The organism is Nostoc sp. 2RC (assembly GCF_014222165.1).
Classification (GTDB): domain Bacteria; phylum Cyanobacteriota; class Cyanobacteriia; order Cyanobacteriales; family Nostocaceae; genus Nostoc; species Nostoc linckia.
On the sequence record NZ_JACKZU010000444.1, the window covers coordinates 1 to 6,116 of the forward strand.

The following is a 6,116-nucleotide window of genomic DNA, read 5'->3' on the forward strand; positions in this document are numbered from 1 at the left end:
CTTGGGTACAATATTTGATTTAAAAAACTTTATTTTTATATAAGAAAAGCAAAACTTATTAAAATTTATTAGCTAAAATAATTTTATAAGAATAAATACCTACTTAAGAACAGGAGGGGTGAGCCATGCAAAGCACCCAGTTCGATAGAATTCTGCGACGAGTAGCGACGATATTATCAGTTGTAATTCTGACTTTGTGCTTAATTTACGTTTCTAGCGGAGTTTTACTTTCTTTTTACTACCAGCCAACAGCCGGTGGCGCTTATAACTCATTAAAGACAATTAATACACAAGTGCCATACGGTTGGTTATTTTGGAGATCCCACGAGCTTGCTGGTAACGGCCTAATTGCCATCGCCTTAATTCAAATCGTAGTTATGTTTTTAAGTCGGCAATTTAATAAAAGTTGGCTGACTGCTTGGATTAGTGGAATTTTATTTACCCTTAGTGCCATCGGACTAAATTGGACGGCGATGATTCTGGACTGGACTCAAGAAGGCTACTGGCGTTTTAGTATTGAGTTAAGAACCATCGAAGCCATTCCTTTAATTGGTGGGCAACTGCGCGACATCCTCATAGGTGGTGGAGCCATCAGTACAGTTACTGTTGAGCATCTTTACACAATACACACTTATCTGATTGCTACAACGACACTGATTCTAGCCATACTGCATTTATCTGCTTTAGTTTGGCAAGAATGGCAACAGAGTGCTGAGGCGCAAAGAAGTTAGGAGTTAAGAGTTAAGAGTCAGGAGTTTTATTCTTCCCCTGCTCCCTCATCTCCCAGCACTCTCAGTAGTGGAAAGCTGAGATAAAGGCGCTAAGGGTAGGTCTTCAACTTCTGGTAACTTTTCTAGAGGTAGGGGAGTAGATTGGGTGGCACCGGATAAGCGTTTTAAAAGGCTGGGTCTTGGGTCATGCAATAGGTAGATAATGCGATCGCCAACTTCCCACTCTTGATTAGCTGGCATTACTTGTAAGCGCTCTTTTCGTTCTAACAATAGCGGAATTAATACGCCAGTGCGAATTTTCTCTTGGATGCGATCGTATTGAGTAGAAAACTCCGACTCATTGAGGGTCGTTGTCCCCAGCTTGACTCGCCCATCATTGAGATATTCATTCCAAGTCTTAATGGCTAAATCTGGCATAAAAGCTTGATTAACTTTGTTATTGGGTGAGCTACTAGCTTGGGGGTCACGGGGAAAAACTGCTAACACTCGTGGTGGATTAAACTCTTCAGCTGCTCGTTGAGCCAAAACAAAATTGACCTCACCATTACTTGTCATTGCCAAAAAAGTACCCATAGAAGCAAGTCCGGCTTCTTCCAAAACCGCTCCATCCAAGGCACTACTAGCAATTACCCGGAGATTTTGGGCTTCGGCTTGCAGGAGACATTGGGGGTCAGTGTCAATCATGACTACGTTTTCTCCCCGTTCTTGAAAGAACCGAGCAATCAAAAGACTCAAGGGATTACAACCCACAATTACAGCCCCAGTTGCATCTTTGGAGGTTATTTGTAGAAATCTAGCAACCCAGCCAGCCGTTAGTCCTTGGCAGACAACAGTCATGATAATTGTTAAGAATACCAAAGCTTTGATGGAGTCACCGCCATTGATTCCCCGTTGTGTTAACAAAATTGCAAATAGAGAAGCAACAGACGCGGAAACAATTCCTCTAGGAGCAACCCAACTTAAAAACAATTTCTGCCGCCAGTTGAGGTCACTGTTCCAGGTACAGAACAGGATATTAATTGGGCGAACAACGAACATTAGTACCAAAACAGTGAGTAAACTACCCCAGCCTAAAGCAAACACACTGGCGATGGATAGGTCAGCAGCTAATAGGATGAATAGTACGGAAACGCTGAGAATTGTCAGCTGACCCTTAAAGCTTTTTAACAGACGTTCTTCTGGAACTGAGGAGTTAGCAAACACCGCTCCGGCGACTACTGTCGTCATTACTCCCGATTCACTGCGGATCATTTGCGATAAGGTAAACAAACTCCAAAGTATTGCCAGCACCACTAGGTTTTTCAGCTCGAATGACAAAAAACTGGCACGTTTGAAAATCAAACTCATCAAATAACCACCAGCACCACCAATTGCCGCACCAACACCCAACCGCATCAGCAAACCAACGATGGCATTAATTGGCTGAGCATCACCGTTCAAAATCGTATCCAAGACAACGAAAGCCAGGATTGCTCCTACAGGGTCAATTAAAACTCCTTCGCCTTCTAAAAGTGTGGCTACCTGTCGGTCTACATTGATTTGTTTGAGTAAGGGGCCAACGACAGTAGGGCCTGTAACCACGACTATGGAAGCATAGAGAAAAGCTATGTTCCAAGGAAATTCACCCAGCCAGTGGGCAGCCATACTGCCACCAAGTAGTGTGATTAAGGTTCCAAGAGTGACGAGCAATTGTAGGCTAACTGAAACTCTGCCTAATTCTCGCAGATCTAAATTCAGCCCACCTTCAAACAAAATAATTGCCGTTGCTAGGGCAACAATAACTTCCAGTCCAGTGCCTAACAGATTGGGGTGTAACAGTCCTAGACCATCAGAGCCAAATAAAATGCCCAACAGCAATAACAAGACGATGCTGGGTACTCGGAGGTATGCAGCCAAGACTTGGGCGCTAATACCTGCTAGCACAGCGATCGCCATCTGGAGAGTGATTTCAAAAGATGCTTCCATGTTGTAGATTTTGAGCCATTTATTTCAAAATCTTTTGTAAAAAAACTGTAGGTATTAACTCTACAGGGTACAACATCATACCCTTTCTCCTTTGGCGAATTTTGCGTTTTTTCTATTTAGGCATCTACTAAAATTGGCAGCCCTGGAGGTTGAGTAACTCTGCCCCAACCCGGACAAGCATCTACGGACTTTTTTTTGTGTATCCATATCTGTGTATCCTTTTCAAACTTTCGCCTCCACCCAGTTTAGCCGCCACCAACTTTTTTTGGCAAAAGCTATTGACATCCTTGAGAAAATTCGTTAATTTATAAAAGGTCTGAGTCCGATGCCCCCATCGTCTAGAGGCCTAGGACACCTCCCTTTCACGGAGGTAACGGGGATTCGAATTCCCCTGGGGGTACTAAAAAACGAAAAGCTGACATTTTGATGAAGAGTTAATGTTAGTAATAACTATCACTCAGCACTAACTCTGAATGATAGTTTACCGAACATCAGCTTTTTTCACTGGCTAGTTCTTCTACACGTTGGTAAATAGCTAGCAGATTGAACCGTAAATCCTTACTCAAGCGGTTTTCAATAATTGACACTGGCATAGTGAGCTTAGGCCAAACTTGAATTGTATAGCAAAGATTGGTTCCTATCTGCTCTCCAAGGGAATAAGGCTCTAAGCACCAAGTACCAGAGAAGCCTTTAAAATCCCCTTCTACCATGCGGAAATTAATTTCTTTCGGGAAGTATTCTTCTAGATCCAGAACTACCCGCGCACAAAAGTTGAAATTTAGTAAGCGCTGGGAGCCTATCTGTTCGAGTCGAATACCGCCGTCAGGATGCTCGATGAGACGACTTTTGGCAAGGTTGGGAATGAAGTCAGCCAAGGCTTCATAATCGGTCAGAACCTTCCAAATTTGTTCCACTGGCTGAGGGATTTGGATTTTAGCACTGATTTGCCGTTGCCGCTGTGCTAGTTTTTCTATTTGAACTTCGACTTTAGCCAATAGGGCAAGTGCATCAGCAGGCAAATCAGCTTCTAAGTTGGTGTCATCAGTGGAACGCTGAAAATCAAGATTCTCTGTTGTGTTGTATTCTTGAGTCACTTTCCGAATTATGGTTTGCTTTCGTCAGAAAATTGAGGCAGAGTCAGGGTGAAGCAAATTTCGCTCTGTTGAGAATCTGGTATTGGTAGACTTTCAACTGCGATCGCCCCATTGAGATGCTGCACTAAAGACTTGACTAAAGCAAGTCCCAAGCCGGTTCCTGGAGTCCAGCGCCCTTTTCCGCGACGGAACTTGTCAAAGATGTAGGTCGCTTCTTCTTCAGAAATGGCACGTCCGATGTTCGTCACTTTTATGATAACTCGATCTATTTGTTCATCGACTTGATGAAAGGCGTGTAGGCGAACTATGGTATCGTGTTCTGAGTATTTACAGGCATTGGTGAGTAATTCTTGGAGAATACGGTCAAAACTTTCCAGTTCAGTTTGCAGTCTGAGGGACTCTTGTGGTAACTCTATGGAAATGTTTAATCCCTTCTCGGCAAGTTTTTTCTCAAAAGATGCTGCTATATGCTCAATTCTAGTATTTAAATCTATAGATTCTAATTGTGGAGCTTCGTGAGGTGACTCTAGCTTCTGGAGTGTCAACAAGTCATTAATTAAGTTAATTTCTTTTGTACATTCCTGCTCTAGAATATCCAAATATCTCAGCTGGCGGTCTGGTGCTATTCCTGGCAAACGTAGGTTGCGAATTGACATCAACATGTTTGTCAAGGGGTAGCGTAAGCGATCGCTCATATTACTCAAAAATTCATCTTTGAGTTCGTTCAACTGCCGCAACTGCTCAACATATTGCCTGGTTCTTTCATGCAATTTTGCTTGAAGTTCCAGACTGCTCTGTAGTTTTGCTGTTCGCTCATCGACCAAAGTTTGCACTTGACGCAATGTCTGTGACTGAATGATGGCATTACTCACTTGAGCGCAAACCATTTCCACAAGATTTAATTCTGCTGGTTGCCAACTACGAGGGAAAGATTGCTGTAAGACTAAAAAGCCTAAAATCTTACCTTGACTTTCTAATGGCATTAACAGTACCGCAGGCAATTCCTCTAGTGCAAATAATGGAACAGCACAGGAGATATCGTTTTGGGCTGTAAGATCGTCGAAAATTACTGGTTTTCCAGAATCTATAAAGGCACGCTGGCATAAACCACACTCGGAAAGCGAAAAAGACTGATTTAAAATCTCTAGTTTGCTGGTGCGAGAATTTTGTGTCTTCTTTGTCCATTCACCAACTACCGTAGCTTTGGCTTTGGGAATTTGTTTCTTCGCTTGAGTCCTAAATAGTGGATCTGTATATTTCAAGAGAATCAGTAAACCCCGATCTGCCTGTAGAGATTCAGCAGTAGAGGCAATAACTACTTGGAACATTTGATTAAGCTCCAAGTTACTGCGGCTTAATATGGTTAATTGCTTGATCAAGTTTTGATGTTGATAGGTTTTTTGCAAATCCTGTTGTTGACTAGCAATTAGCTGGGCTTGTGCGAGTCGAGAAAAAGCGATCGCGCAAGATGATTCTACTTCTTTGAGCAGTTGTTTTTCTGATTCACTCCAATCGTAAGGTTGGAATTTAATCAGACAAATCACTCCATTGTTATTGCCAGCAAGCCGAGTAGGAATTGCTAAAACTGCTTTTATCGGCAATGGCAGATATTGACATCCAATTACCAGACTATTCTGAATGATAGAAATGTCTTCAATAGTCAATGGTTCAGCAGCACATTGCAGCACTGGGGAGTGCATTAGCAACTGTTCCATCGAAAATATCTCTTCTGGGTGTGGTAACCCTAAATAATCGTCAGCACACCAATTAGTAGCAGTTGGTTCGTCGGAGATCTCACCTGTTACTGAAACCAAGCAGCAGCAATCTACTTGAAAAGTAACTCCTAGCAATCGGGCAATCTCTTGCAGCATCAATGTCGTTGCCGAGCTATTAGCAATGATTTGGTTAATCTTATGTACCAACTGGCGGGCTGGTTCTTCCTGATGCTGCATCAGCTTGACTTGGTAAGGTTGTAGTCGATCTACGTCATTCAAGTAATGTGGCGGCGACGATAAAGGCTTTTTCATTCTTGGCACGCCTTTGGATAAAAAATCCATTGTTTTTGCACCCAACCTTTTGGCATATTCTTCACCGTTAGTTGTGTTGCTACACCCTGATAATTGACAAATTTTGTATGAATACTTTCTCTCACCTGTTATAGCCCTTTTCTATGTCAGATGGCCAAGTTTCCAAATATATTAAGCAAATTGCTACATGAATACTTAGATAGTTAAGATATGCTAAAATCCCTTAGCCAGATTATTTTTCGTTTCTTTATATTGATATGATTAACTAACTTTGACTTAGAATATCCTGTCTGTAAGTA

General features: G+C 42.2%; 4 protein-coding genes and 1 tRNA gene. 2 read left to right on the top strand and 3 right to left on the bottom strand.

The genetic code is table 11. From position 1 onward, the window contains the following. Positions 1-125 precede the first annotated feature (125 nt). Complete coding sequence (locus GNE10_RS30880; RefSeq protein WP_185569675.1) at positions 126-731, top strand: cytochrome b N-terminal domain-containing protein; 606 nt, start codon at positions 126-128, stop codon at positions 729-731. A 45-nt stretch (positions 732-776) separates the two neighbouring features. Here GNE10_RS30880 and GNE10_RS30885 read toward each other — a convergent pair whose 3' ends face one another. Next, positions 777-2,696: a sodium:proton antiporter gene (locus GNE10_RS30885; protein WP_185569677.1), complete on the bottom strand. Its 1,920-nt coding sequence runs from the start codon at positions 2,694-2,696 to the stop codon at positions 777-779. Positions 2,697-3,023: 327 nt separating this feature from the next. Between GNE10_RS30885 and GNE10_RS30890 the strand changes: the two genes are divergently transcribed. Further along, positions 3,024-3,096, top strand: a tRNA-Glu gene (locus GNE10_RS30890). 91 nt (positions 3,097-3,187) lie between these two features. On the opposite strand, the gene GNE10_RS30895 is transcribed toward GNE10_RS30890, so the two are convergent. Together GNE10_RS30895 and GNE10_RS30900 are read right to left on the bottom strand one after the other, a co-directional pair. Then, on the bottom strand, positions 3,188-3,790 hold the full coding sequence (locus tag GNE10_RS30895) for an SRPBCC family protein (protein WP_099071686.1): 603 nt from the start codon (positions 3,788-3,790) through the stop codon (positions 3,188-3,190). An 8-nt stretch (positions 3,791-3,798) separates the two neighbouring features. After that, positions 3,799-5,817, bottom strand: a complete 2,019-nt coding sequence (locus GNE10_RS30900; RefSeq protein ID WP_099071711.1) for a GAF domain-containing protein — start codon at positions 5,815-5,817, stop codon at positions 3,799-3,801. Positions 5,818-6,116 lie beyond the last annotated feature (299 nt).